The 12,142-nt window shown below is 48.7% G+C and carries 13 protein-coding genes; 10 read left to right on the top strand and 3 right to left on the bottom strand.

Translation table 11 applies throughout. The features are described from left to right. Positions 1 to 135: 135 nt before the first annotated feature. Complete coding sequence (locus MKY75_RS19340; RefSeq protein WP_029518346.1) at positions 136 to 849, bottom strand: GT-D fold domain-containing glycosyltransferase; 714 nt, start codon at positions 847 to 849, stop codon at positions 136 to 138. A gap of 215 nt (positions 850 to 1,064) precedes the next feature. Between MKY75_RS19340 and MKY75_RS19335 the strand changes: the two genes are divergently transcribed. Genes MKY75_RS19335 through MKY75_RS19315 form a run of 5 tightly spaced genes read left to right on the top strand, consistent with a single transcriptional unit; the run spans position 1,065 to position 6,098 of the window. Beyond that, positions 1,065 to 1,772 carry a glycosyltransferase family A protein gene (locus MKY75_RS19335; RefSeq protein WP_029518347.1) on the top strand — a complete coding sequence of 236 codons (708 nt, stop codon included), beginning with the start codon at positions 1,065 to 1,067 and terminating at the stop codon, positions 1,770 to 1,772. A 19-nt stretch (positions 1,773 to 1,791) separates the two neighbouring features. Further along, positions 1,792 to 2,772: a polysaccharide biosynthesis protein gene (locus tag MKY75_RS19330; protein ID WP_322252280.1), complete on the top strand. Its 981-nt coding sequence runs from the start codon at positions 1,792 to 1,794 to the stop codon at positions 2,770 to 2,772. 2 nt (positions 2,773 to 2,774) lie between these two features. Further along, positions 2,775 to 4,118, top strand: a complete 1,344-nt coding sequence (locus MKY75_RS19325; protein ID WP_340887102.1) for a nucleotide sugar dehydrogenase — start codon at positions 2,775 to 2,777, stop codon at positions 4,116 to 4,118. After that, complete coding sequence (locus tag MKY75_RS19320; protein ID WP_069011030.1) at positions 4,111 to 4,986, top strand: class I SAM-dependent methyltransferase; 876 nt, start codon at positions 4,111 to 4,113, stop codon at positions 4,984 to 4,986. The genes MKY75_RS19325 and MKY75_RS19320 overlap by 8 nt, the downstream gene beginning before the upstream one ends. Continuing rightward, a complete protein-coding gene (locus MKY75_RS19315; protein ID WP_340886266.1) occupies positions 4,983 to 6,098 on the top strand; it encodes a tetratricopeptide repeat-containing glycosyltransferase family 2 protein in 1,116 nt (371 codons plus the stop codon). Before MKY75_RS19320 ends, MKY75_RS19315 begins: the two co-directional genes overlap by 4 nt. Here MKY75_RS19315 and MKY75_RS19310 read toward each other — a convergent pair. Further along, positions 6,090 to 6,968 carry a DUF72 domain-containing protein gene (locus tag MKY75_RS19310; RefSeq protein ID WP_340886263.1) on the bottom strand — a complete coding sequence of 293 codons (879 nt, stop codon included), beginning with the start codon at positions 6,966 to 6,968 and terminating at the stop codon, positions 6,090 to 6,092. The two genes, MKY75_RS19315 and MKY75_RS19310, sit on opposite strands and share 9 nt — an antisense overlap. Before the next feature lie 254 nt (positions 6,969 to 7,222). Between MKY75_RS19310 and MKY75_RS19305 the strand changes: the two genes are divergently transcribed. The 5 genes from MKY75_RS19305 to MKY75_RS19285 all read left to right on the top strand — a co-directional run bounded on the left by MKY75_RS19305 (position 7,223) and on the right by MKY75_RS19285 (position 11,533). Then, on the top strand, positions 7,223 to 8,008 hold the full coding sequence (locus MKY75_RS19305) for a class I SAM-dependent methyltransferase (protein ID WP_165148715.1): 786 nt from the start codon (positions 7,223 to 7,225) through the stop codon (positions 8,006 to 8,008). 22 nt (positions 8,009 to 8,030) lie between these two features. Continuing rightward, positions 8,031 to 9,041 (top strand): MBL fold metallo-hydrolase, encoded by a 1,011-nt coding sequence (locus tag MKY75_RS19300; RefSeq protein ID WP_340886261.1) that lies wholly within the window; start codon positions 8,031 to 8,033, stop codon positions 9,039 to 9,041. A 75-nt stretch (positions 9,042 to 9,116) separates the two neighbouring features. Continuing rightward, the gene (locus MKY75_RS19295; RefSeq protein WP_029518355.1) at positions 9,117 to 9,752 is read left to right on the top strand and encodes an NAD(P)-dependent oxidoreductase; all 636 of its coding nucleotides are present in this window, start codon (positions 9,117 to 9,119) and stop codon (positions 9,750 to 9,752) included. Positions 9,753 to 9,997: 245 nt separating this feature from the next. Beyond that, complete coding sequence (locus MKY75_RS19290) at positions 9,998 to 10,636, top strand: TetR/AcrR family transcriptional regulator (RefSeq protein ID WP_029518356.1); 639 nt, start codon at positions 9,998 to 10,000, stop codon at positions 10,634 to 10,636. Between the two features lie 105 nt (positions 10,637 to 10,741). Beyond that, a complete protein-coding gene (locus MKY75_RS19285) occupies positions 10,742 to 11,533 on the top strand; it encodes an SDR family NAD(P)-dependent oxidoreductase (protein ID WP_165148718.1) in 792 nt (263 codons plus the stop codon). A 142-nt stretch (positions 11,534 to 11,675) separates the two neighbouring features. On the opposite strand, the gene MKY75_RS19280 is transcribed toward MKY75_RS19285, so the two are convergent. Continuing rightward, positions 11,676 to 12,113, bottom strand: a complete 438-nt coding sequence (locus MKY75_RS19280; protein ID WP_069011036.1) for a GNAT family N-acetyltransferase — start codon at positions 12,111 to 12,113, stop codon at positions 11,676 to 11,678. Positions 12,114 to 12,142 lie beyond the last annotated feature (29 nt).

Genomic DNA, 12,142 nt, shown 5'->3' with positions numbered 1-12,142 from the left:
TATCCTTTTTGATCACGCTTTAGAACTACATATGGTATCAAAAAGCACCAGCCAATTGAAATTTGCTGGTGCTTTTTGATATACGGAGCAAGGATTTTTGCTAAGTATATTTTTTCACAAATATTATTTTATCTATTAATTAGCTTTGCCGAACATGACGATATTAATCGCCTTGCCGAAGTCTATACCTACTTTGCCAGTGAGTTCTGCTGTTTTTTGTGCTAACACGACTGCATTGACACCACAAGAGAACAGCGCAATGTCAAAGTCATCTTTGTGTGCTGCGATCCATTGGAGAGTTTCAGGCATTTGTTCATATTGATGAAATGCCAGTGTGTGGGCAATATGCAGCTTGTACGGATCTGCCTCAAGAACAGGCTTTACTTCAGTGGCCGTCCGGGTGACCAGCAGAATGCGTCGATTTTTCAGCATGTCCCAGAAAGCGGGTGTCCCAGCCAAATACCGATTCAGGCAGGCGTGGCAGGTCAGCGCGGGGGAAAGAGCATAGTGAGCAAAGACCTGATCGGTCAGCTCCCGCTTCATATAGGATGGTGCTTTAATAGATTCGTCATCATATGGCAAAATGCCAGTAATGGTGGCTTTGCTCACTGCCTCAGCCACCGCGTCCCGTAGTTCCGTATTTGGTAGAAACAGTCCCTTTTGACCGAGATTGGCTTTGACCGCCCAACGTTCCTGTAACACCTTTTCCATCGGCCAGACGGTATCCTGCGCCAACACCAAATTTTCACCATCTCCAATACGAATGAGCGAAAAGGACTGGTGCTGATCGAGTGCTAGCTTCAAACGCTTCAGTACCTCGTCCATCTCCAGATACTTTGGATTCGTCATATCATGTTTCCTCCCTGTCGTTCCTGCTTGTTCAACTTTTCAGATGGAGTAAAAAACTTTGTATTCTATCATATGTCGAAAGCGAAAAGGTTTTTGTATGAACGGCTATTCTTTTTGGATTCTACCTATTTTTACAAGATTCGTTGTATCTGTACGTGCCGTTTCAGGAGCGTCTTCATAACTTGAGAGAAGACGGTTGAAAGGGAGGAAGATCAATGAATCGCAAGGTTGTAATTGAAATTAATTTTAATAACTATGGGATGAATCCCAACCGCCTGACACGTGAGTGGATCAGCGAGCGACTGGATATATTCAGAACCTTTACGCTGCGTAGTTTACTCAGTCAGACAAATGCGGATTTCCTATCTGTCGTCAAGCTGGCGGGCGGATGCAGTGACATCGTGGAAGAGGAGCTGGCCCGACATGAGCCCATTCCCGACCACATCCGTTTTGGTACGAGCATCGAAAGTAAACGTCGTATCCATGCGTACATCGAAGGTGCGGACGAACTGCTCATTGCTCGAATAGATTCCGACGATTTGTATCACCAGTCCTTTGTACAACAGTTGCATGATTACAAGTTTCAATCGGAGACGGTTGCGCTGGTGAACCAGATGGGTTACCTGTGGGATGCGGTTGAGGGGCAGATGGCACCGGTGTTTCACCGTTCGCCTTCTTTTTATGTGTTTCGCTATCAAGTGGAAGATTTTCTGAATGATTACCGTGTGGTCATTCCTGGAAAGGGTACGCACGGATATGTAACGGAGCTGCCGCATGAGATCATTCCACTTCGCAACTATGTGAACGTCATTCATGCTGCCAATACTTCGGTGAAAAAAGTGCCGGCGAAGGATCGGCTGTCAGAGAATGAAATGAATGCTGTGCTGGCAGAATTTCTGGGAACAGGCATTGCCAATTCGTAACGGTCAGGAGGAGATTATATTGTTCAAAGGAAAAAAACTGCTGGTGACCGGAGGAACGGGATCTTGGGGGCAACGCCTAACCGCTGAATTGCTGAAGGAGGACCCGGCGGAGATTCGTATTTTCTCACGCGGTGAATTTGCACAGATTGCCATGCAGCGGCAATTTCTATCGGATCCTCGCCTGAATTTCATGATTGGAGATATTCGAGATCTTCAGGCATTGCAGGAGGCATGTCGCGGAGTGGACTATGTATTCCATTTGGCGGCATTAAAGCATGTCCCTGTGTGTGAGAGACAGCCGGAAGAGGCTTTCAAGACGAACGTACACGGTACGGAAAACGTGATCCGGGCCAGCATTGAGCAGGGAGTCGCCAAGGTAATTGATGTCTCTACAGACAAGGCAGTAGATCCGGTGAATGTATATGGCATGACGAAGGCGATAGGTGAAAGACTGATGATCCGCGCCAACACTTTAAGTGAGCGTACTCGCTTTGTGTGTATACGCGGCGGCAACGTGTTGGGGACGAGTGGAAGTGTCGTGCCCCTGTTCAAGCGCCAGATCGCGGATGGGCAGGATTTAACGCTGACGAGCCCAGATATGACACGCTTTTTCCTCACGCTCGGAGAGGCGATTGGCTTGCTGCTGAAGGCTTCTGTCACGGCGGTTGGGGGAGAGACGCTAGTGATGAAAATGAAGGGCTGCAATATTGCAGATCTAGCAGAAGTGATGAAAGAACAGGCGGGGCAGCCTGCGTTGAAAGTAAAGGAGATTGGTATACGTGGTGGGGAAAAGCTGCATGAGGTGCTGATTTCGCCCTATGAGGTGCCGCATACGTATCGCTATGATGATCGCTATTTTGTTATTCTTCCCCAGCAAGCAGACAAGCGCTTACTGAGCCAATACGGTGGATTGGAACGAGTGAGCTTCGATCAATATCGCTCGGACGATGAGTTAATGGATCGCGCTGGAATTGCTGAGCTACTGCGAGGCATGGAGTAATGATGAAAGAGGTGGGTATTTTGCAGCTTATGGAAAAAATAACTAAAGGAACTATAAAGGTTGCGGTAATCGGCCTCGGTTATGTAGGGCTGCCCATGGCAGTGGAAATGGCAAAGGCTGGTTATGATGTATATGGTGTGGATTCCGATCCCGTCAAAGTAGCCAAGCTGCTTCAAGGAAAGTCGTACATCATAGACATTGGTGATGATGCATTGGAAGGTCTGATTGGACAGCAATTGCATCCGGTTACGGATATCAAGGTACTGGAGCAAGCGGATATCGTCGTGATCTGCGTGCCTACGCCGCTGACGGACGGACACCAGCCGGATACGTCCTATATTGAAACGGCTATTGATCAGGCTATACCTCATTTGCGTAGACAAACACTGTTGATTCTGGAAAGCACCACCTATCCGGGAACGACCGAGGAACTGATTCGACCGGTGATAGAGCAGCGCAGGGGCTGGACGGTAGGTAAGGATTTCTATGTGTGCTTCTCGCCGGAACGTGTGGATCCGGGTAGCGTTCATTTTAACATTCGCAACACACCCAAGGTGATCGGCGGTTGCACGCCGGATTGTCTGGCAGTGGGAGCAGGGTTTTATGGGTCCTTTTTGGACCAGATTGTTCCGGTAAGCTCGACGACCGTGGCGGAAGCCGCCAAGCTATTCGAGAATACGTTCCGCAGCGTCAACATTGGAATGGTCAATGAGTTGACAGCCGCCTGTGAGAAAATTGGCATCAATATATGGGAGGTACTGGATGCAGCGGCCACCAAGCCATTCGGCTATATGCCTTTTTATCCGGGACCTGGCATCGGGGGGCACTGTATCCCGGTTGATCCGCTATACTTGTCATGGAAATCCGAGCAGCATGGTTTTCCATTGGAATTCGTGGACTTGGCAGATCGCATGAATCGGCGTATGCCGCTGTATATTGCGGAGCGAATTGAAGCTATGCTTGCTCAGAAAGATAAAGCCATAAACAAAGCCAACATCATTCTGGCAGGTGTGGCCTACAAAAAGGACATTGATGATGTTCGCGAATCCCCGGCTCTTGTCCTGTTCGAGCATTTAACTAAAATGGGTGCTTCGGTTAGCTTCACCGACCCGTATGTATCAAGTTTTAAGCTGAACGGTGAAGAAATCCCATCTCGGACGGCAAATGCCCAGCTATGGGAAAGTGCAGATATCGTAGTCATTACGACAGACCATTCTGTGGTGAATTACCAACAGCTGGTCGACCATGCCCCGCTGGTCTTCGATACACGTAATGCGACTGCACATTGCACAGGTGGACATGTCGTGATCTTGGGGCATCCCGGAGGGGGCGCCGCTGTTGGCTAACCGTGATCAGGTAAACGAACGTTATTACGGGCAGATTAATTCGGAGGAATCTCATGAAGCCACCCGCAATAGAATTCACTGGATTTGTCGCCATGTACAGGGTCATACGGTGTTGGATGTTGGGTGCAGTCAGGGCATAACGGCTATTTTGCTCGGGCGGGAAGGCTTTGAGGTAACGGCTATTGATTTGGAAGAGGGCAGCATTTCTTATGCAAAAAAAGAACTTCGTCAGGAATCCGCACCCATACGGGGACGAGTCCACTTTCAGTTAAAGGACATTTCACAATTTGAGCGTCCTCCCGGTGGATTTGACACCATTATTTTAGGGGAGATTTTGGAACATTTTGCGCATCCCGACAACCTGCTGGCTCATGCTTACCGCTTGTTGAATAAAAAGGGTACGCTCGTCTTGTCTGTACCTTATGGTTACCATCCGTTTCATGATCACAAGCGGACTTACTATGCCGGGAGCCTCTCCCGTGTGTTGTATCCTTATTTTGATGAACAAGCGTTGGAGGTGCATCACAAATATTTGTGCTTTGCAGGCCGCAAGAAGTCGAAAGAACTGCGTGAGGTCAAACCAGAGGCAGCGCATCTGAATGAGTGGATGAAACTGGACGAGGAGCAATTTCGACTGGTGGAGCAGCAGCATGTTCGCAAAATGAATCAGCGAAAGGCCGCACTCGACAAGGCGGTACAGAGAATCCGGTATATGGAGGAACAACTTTTGCCGATGGAAAGGTATGCACGTGTCGAACAGCTAGACAAGACGCAGGCTGAAAGGAGAGGTGCATATACTGATGGCGAGTCTACCGGAAAAACGAGGGGAGAATCAGCCAAAGGTAAAGGGGATGACGTGAAGTCATGACTGAGCATCCAATGACCATCAGCTTGTCCATGATCGTAAAGAACGAGGAGCACACACTTACCCGCTGTCTGGATTCGGTCTCAGACCTGATGGATGAAATCATTATTGTGGACACAGGGTCGACGGATCAGACGAAGACGATAGCGGCCCGCTATACGGATCGGCTATATACATTTGAATGGAAGGATGATTTTGCAGCCGCCCGTAATGAATCATTTGACAAGGCGACGTGTTCCTACGTCATGTGGCTGGATGCGGACGATGTGCTGCTGGAGCCGGATCGTGAGCGCCTGCGTGCCTTGAAGCAGCGTTTGTCTAAGGATATCGACGCAGTGGTGATGCCACTTCATTTGGCAGAGGGGGAGCAGGGTGAACTGTTGTTCACCTCACGCCGTATCCGTCTCGTGAAGCGTGAGCGACAATACCGCTGGGAAGGGCGTCTGCATGAGGATCTGGTGATACCTCAGGGGCAAATCGTTCATTCAGATGTGGCAATAACTCACCGCCGAATGCAAGACCACACGCTCCGTAACCAACGTATTCTCGCCCGGTGGATCAGCGAAAGCGGCAAGCTGGAGGGGCGTCTGCTGTATTTGCACGCCAATGAATGTTTTGACCGTAAAGAATATGCCGAGGCGGTAGAGGCGTTCAACCATCTGTTGGAGGAGCCAAGCGGCTACCGTGAGGATCGGATTACCGCTTGTGCGCGGTCGGCGGAATGCTATCTTCACCTTGGGAAGCCGGAGCAACAGCTGGATCGTCTGTTACGTTCCTTTCGATACGGTGTGCCGCAATCAGACTTGTGCTGCATGATCGGTGACTGGTTTTTCACAAGAAACGAATGGAGCACTGCCGCGTACTGGTACGAAAAGGCATTGGAGCAACAGCATCACCTTCCGGGTATGCGACCTGTTCCACTACCATGCTACTCCTGGTTACCTCATGTGCGGCTCAGCCATTGCTATGCCCATGTAGGTCAGCTGGACGCTTCGTATGAGCATAACCAGACCGCTTTACGCTATTTACCTGACGACCCGCATTTACTGGATAATGCACGCAAGCTCAAGGAGGCTATCTCCAACTCCTCACCCTCAGCCCGTTCCTCAAAATAGTTCAAGCTGTTCCGGCCCGTTATCCTCTTCGTGTGGCTTGCGAGGGGGAAAAGGTTTAGGGTCCATGCCAAGCATGGTCATGAGTTGCTTGGCATTAGCAGCGGCGTCTCCACCTGAGTTGTTGTTGAAAATAACACACACCTCGCGGCTTTGCTGCTCCAGCTCCAGCAACCTGTCTCTCCATTCGGTCAACTCTTGTTCATTGTACCGATACAGATAACGAACCTCCCGCCAATTCGGTGCAGAGCTTTGATTCCAACCGGAAATGTTCCGTCCGTGGAGACGTACGACTGTCAGATTACCGTCTGTAGCCAACGGCACAATGGGAACCGACCCTGGTCCTGCCTGCGGCTCGTCGCATACGCTGTGTATCCAGCCTTCTTCACGCATGAATGCCAGCGTTTGTTTCCGAAAATCGGGTGTGAACCAGCTTTGATGTCTGAATTCAAGTACGGATGGGACCTTTCCCATCCTATTTTTTGTGTCTCGCAGTATGGCGACATTCTCACGTGTACAGTCGAACCAGGGTGGGTACTGAAACAGCACGGCTTTGAGCTTGCCCGCTTCGTGAAGAGGCTGTATCGATGCATGCAGTGCTTCGTACATGGCATCTATTGTTTTGAAGTAAGGTTGCTTGCCGCGGGTATGTCCAGTCATGCCTTGGTAGGCTTTGACGAGAAATGAAAAAGAGTCAGGGGTTTCCGCCGCCCAGCGTGCCATACGATCTGTGGGCTGCACCGCATAGAAAGAGCTATCCATTTCTACTACCGGAAAATGGCTTCCATAGATACTTAGTTTTTGGTTAGCTTTGGTACCCGTTGGATACAAGTCATCGTGATCGCCCCAACCCGTAAGTCCAATTTGAATCATAATTTCCCCGCTCCTTTCCTTCATGAAAACTTCTAAAGGCGTTCCCATGAATCATTTTAATGATAAAATGGGGTGAATCACATGAAGTTGGTATGAAGTTCCTATGAATATTTAAGCTCAAATACGGTTATTGTAACATGTTTCCTTATTCAGGATTTTGCAAAACCCTTATTCGTAATGCTTTTGAGTTTCCAGTTTGAAAAAGCTAATATAGTATGTAATAGAGCGAAATGAGTTCATGGAGGAGAAACGATATGGCAGAATGGTACGAGCAAAGCTTTGGGGAAGATTATTTATTGGTATACAAGCATCGCGACTTTCAGGGAGCCTATCAGGAAGTGCAAAAAATGATCTCCTGGCTTAAATTACCGCAAGGCTCCAGCGTATTGGATTTATGTTGTGGGATGGGACGTCATTCGCTTGCGCTCGCAGATGCAGGTTATCAGGTGACAGGTGTGGACCTTTCCAATGTGCTGCTGAGAGAAGCTCGTGCAGCTGATTCCGAAGGGCGGGTAAGTTGGCATCAAGGGGATATGAGAGAGGTGCCACTGGATGAAAGCTATGACGCGGTGATGAATTTGTTCACCTCCTTTGGTTATTTTGAACAGGATGAGGAGCAGCTTAAAGTGCTAAAGGAAATATATCGGCTGTTGAAGCCGGGAGGACGCTTTATCATAGATTATTTGAACCCTGCTTACGTAGCCGCTCATTTGGTACCGCATTCGTCGCGGGAGGATGAAGGGAATTGGATTGAGGAGCATCGGGTCATTGAAGATGGATTTGTGAAAAAGAAAATTGCGATTCGGTCAGCTGCATCCGTTACGGGCACTGAGGCAGCCTCTGCTCTGGGCACGACTCCTACTGAGGGAGAACCTGCGCGCGTGTATCATGAACGAGTGAAGCTATATCCATATGAGAAGTTTCGTGGATTGCTAGAGCAAGCCGGACTATCTGTAGAGCAGGTACACGGAAGCTATAATGAAGATCAATATATTGAAGATGCTTCGCCTCGAATGATTTTTGTCGGCGTGCGGGCTTGAAACAGAAAGGCGGGTGGAAGCCATGAAAATGCCAGAGCTTACACCGTGTGAGCGAATAGACGGAGGCTTTCAGGTCAAAATATCCATGTCCTTTCCGCTGCGCTGGGTGAATAGCTATGTGCTCAAGGGAGAGCACGGTTTTACAATTGTAGACCCGGGGCCGCGCAATATGGACACCGAGGCAGAATGGGCGCATGTCTTCCACCAGCTGGGAATGTCCTTTGGGGATATTTCGGACATTGTGGTCACTCATCATCACCCCGATCATTACGGATTGGCGGGCTGGATGCAGCAGCAAAGTCAGGCTCGTGTACATATGTCAGCCCGAAGCCATAAGGAAGCGATGATGATGTGGGACGCTCCAGAATCGACGGTCGCTATGGAGAACAGGCTTCCCAGCTTTTTTGTCCAGCATGGTTTTCCTTTGGAGCAAGTGCCGGCCTTGGAATTACATATGCGGCAGGCTTATTTGCAAGTGAATCCACAGCCTGAGATTACCGTTATTCCTACCGGCATAGACGCTCGTCTGGAATGGGGTGGACGCAGTTGGCTGCCCGTCGAGACGGGAGGGCATGCGCCCGGACATATGTCCTTATATGACCCGAATAGCGGTGTTATCCTCTGCGGTGACGCAGTTTTGCCGCAGATTTCTCCTAATATCAGTCTGCTGCCGGGCAGTGATGCCCAGCCGTTGAAGTCTTATGTAGACGGCTTGCAGCGTCTAGGCGAGCTGGAGGTAGCGTGGGCATATCCGGGGCACCGCAATCCGTTTGGTTATTTTCGGGAGCGGACGCAAGCGTTGCTGGCACATCATGAAGAAAGACTGGAGAAATTTCAGCAGCTGATCCAACCGGAGGGAAGCACAGCCTATGAGCTGTGCATTGCCATGTTCGGTGGCAAGCTGGGTATTCACCAGCTAAGGTTTGCCATGTCCGAGACGCTGGCTCATCTGGTGGAGCTGGTGCGCCGTGAACGGGCCTCTATGAGCGAGACGAACCCAATCACGCGCTTCTATCCCTTTTGCCGTCAATAGTCACGGAAAGTTGACCAACAAGTGACATAACGAAACAACATGACAAGCGGCATGCATGCCGGAAAAGAGGACTTTATGAATTTGCTGCTGCTGGGAGCTACCGGACGCGTAGGACGGTATATATTAGATTATGCGTTAGCGGACGGTCATACCGTTACGGTCCTTGTTCGTTCACCGGACAAGTTGGAGGATTACATACCTGGATATGGGAATCAGCTGCAAATCGTACAAGGCGATGCCACTAATGGAGAGGACGTAGCACAGGCGCTGAAGGGTGGGGCGACGACTGTGATCAGTGCGCTGAATACGGATGGAACGACTACCTTATCCGTTAATATAGCCCTGCTGATCCGGCTCATGCAGGAACAGTCCATTTCTCGGCTCATTACGGTAGGAACGGCAGGAATTTTGCAAAGCCGGACCGAACCGGACCTGTATCGTTACGAGTCCTACGATACCCGACGACGCAGCACTCGTGCGGCCCAGGAACATCGGCGAGTGTACGAATTGCTGCGTGAATCGGCACTAGACTGGACAATCGTATGTCCAACCTATCTACCGGACGGAGCGCGGACAGGTATTTATCGCGTGGAAAAAGATTTTTTGCCTGAAGGTGGCTCACAAATTACCACCGCGGATACGGCTGATTTTACTTATTGGCAATGCAAGAGTTACGAATTTATCCGTACACGGGTAGGTATTGCCTACTGATCGTGAAACACCCAACATAGCTTCATTTTTAAGCAATCAACCAGAGCACGGTAAGTGTATCTACTTATTGTGTTTCTTTTTTTATTTGACAAATACTCAGGCTTAGAATACTATGATTCTTAACGGAAACACCGTTTCCCGAAAGTCTTGTGTAGTTCTTTAATTTATTATAGTAGCAACAAGCAACAGTTTTTAATAAGCCAGGATTTTGCAAAATCCTCAAGCAAAAGGAAGTGCATTCAATCATGTCCGAGCCATCGCCTCCCTATAAAACCTATTCGGAAGTGAAGCAACAGCAGCAGCAATTGCTACGTAAAAATGTCATCGATGCCGCATGCATCCTTCTTGTGGAAGAAGGGCCTGAGGCTGTGACCGTACGGCGAGTTGCGCAGAAATTAAGCTGTTCCACCAAGATCATTTACAATATTTTTGGCAGTAAGGATGGTCTTGCCAATGAGATGTACCTGGATGGATGTCGGCTATTGGCTGAAACCTTCCAGCAAGTACCTGTTACCGAAAGCGTACTCGCTGATCTGGAAGCTCTATGCTGGGCGTACTGGGAATTTGCACAGCTCCATTCAGCCTATTATAAAATGATGTTTGGCGGGGCATTGTCTGATTTCAAGCCCGATGAACAGAGCTTGGAGGGGACCACAACGGCACTGTCACGAATTCTGCAAACCGTCATACACGCTATGGAGCAGGGAGCATTGAAAGAGCATGATCCGTTGCTGGTTGTCCGGATGTTTTGGTCTGCTTTACATGGGGTCATACATCTTCAGTTTGCAGGTCATTTTTCAGATGTAGATATGGCTCAAGGGGTGTATGCATTTACACTGAAGAATACGCTCGTAGCATTTAAAACATCCTCATCCCCATCGTAAAAATGAAGTGTACTGAGGTCGTCATAGTAGATGACTTCAGTTCATTATAGAGTAGTGGTAACAATGTTTCTAAAATAAAACAACGATACTATGGAGGTTATCATCATGTTTATGTACGCAAACAAAACAGCTCTGATCACAGGGGCATCATCCGGTATTGGCGAGGCATTTGCCTATTCGCTCGCAGCTAAGAAATGTGACCTCATTTTGGTAGCTCGGAATGAAACCAAATTAGAAGCGCTGGCCAAGGAGCTCATAGCTAAATATAACGTAAAAGCAACAGTGATTGCGCTGGATCTTTCCACACCCGGAGCATCCCAGACATTGCATCAGGAGGTTCAAAAACAACAGCTAAAGGTAGATCTCCTGATTAACAACGCGGGTTTTGCCACCTATGGATACTTTGAGCAGGTTTCAGGAGAACGACAACATGAGGAAGTGATGCTCAATGTGGCTGCTTTAGTCGACATCACACATGCATTTATGCCTGATTTATTGCGTAAGCGGGATGGGGGGCTCATCAATGTTTCTTCCACAGCCGCATTTCAGCCCGATCCTTATATGGCCGTATATGGAGCAACCAAAGCATTTGTGCTTTCTTTTACTGAAGCGCTATGGGCCGAAAATCGGAAACGGGGGCTTAAAGTTTTGGCCCTTTGTCCAGGCTCAACAGAAACGCCGTTTTTTGATATTGTTGGCGCAAGTGAAGCGTCAATTGGAATTAGGGAAACTCCCCAAACCGTTGTGAAGAACGCGTTGAGAGCATTTGAAAAGGGACGTAGTCACATCATTTCCGGTCGCCAAAACTATTGGGTAGCTCAGGTGTCCCGGTTCTTCTCTCGTCAATCCACGCTGGGAATTGTAGAACGTGCACTGCGTCCACAAAATGGATTGTAATTTATGAATGAAGGTAATCTGAGCTTGAAATGTTAGAATGGCAATGAATAAGCTGTGAGTATTATTCACCGGGTCTGATCGTTTATAGCTCGACTTGAATCAGACCCGGTGTTCCTATTTGTATAGATCAAGCGCTTAGATCCTATTCTAGTCCTCGGGAATATAGTAAAATTCCATCCCGTTTCTCCCAGCCATTAGCTGACCAGAAGCGTTGACCCCCTGCGTTATGCTCCATCACAAACAGATGACATTTATCAATGCCTTCTCTCAGCAAAGCAGATAACGCTTTATCCACCAATCTGGGCGCGATCCCTTGACCACGATGTGCTGCAGCTACACCCAGATGATACAGAAACCCCCTGCGACTATCGTGGCCCGCTAAAATCGTGCCTATGATGTTTCCGTTGTACTCACAGACAAAGCTAAGTCCTTCGTTCCGTTGTAAAAAGCGTGCAATTCGCTCCGGTGAGTCGGCCTCGCTTAATCCCAATCCGTCTAAGCCATTCCACAGCTCAATGGCTTGATCATAATCATTAGCCTGCATCGTACGGAATGCATACCCTTCAGTAATGTTTGCCATGTCTAGTTCTCCTCTAACCCTTATATATC

The organism is Paenibacillus sp. FSL L8-0663, assembly GCF_038008125.1.
Classification (GTDB): Bacteria; Bacillota; Bacilli; order Paenibacillales; family Paenibacillaceae; genus Paenibacillus; species Paenibacillus polymyxa_D.
The sequence above is the reverse complement of the archived record's forward strand: the minus strand, read 5'-3'. Positions and strand labels throughout refer to the sequence as shown.